This is a genomic window from Janthinobacterium foliorum, assembly GCF_978021625.1.
On sequence record NZ_CDXDQE010000101.1, the window covers coordinates 1 to 289 of the forward strand.

Genomic DNA, 289 nt, shown 5'->3' on the forward strand with positions numbered 1-289 from the left:
AAAAGATGGGCATTGGCGGCGTCGGCGGCGTGCGCGCCTACCCGGGTGGCGAGGCGTACGGCGACCAGGGCTATGTGCTGAATGTGGAGCTGCGCCAGAACGTGACGGCGTTCACGGCCTTTCCGGGCCAGCTGCAGGTGCTGGCGTTTGCCGACACGGGTTCCGTCAAGCTGAACCGCGATGCCTGGAGCGCGGGCGAGAACCGCCGCACCCTGAGCGGCGCCGGCGTGGGCGTGACGTGGACGGGCGCCAATGCGCTGGTGCTGAAAGCGTACTACGCGCACAAGCT

General features: G+C 68.5%; 1 pseudogene. It reads left to right on the forward strand.

From position 1 onward, the window contains the following. A pseudogene (locus tag ACZ92H_RS29690) lies at positions 1–289 on the forward strand (ShlB/FhaC/HecB family hemolysin secretion/activation protein); the annotation flags it as partial.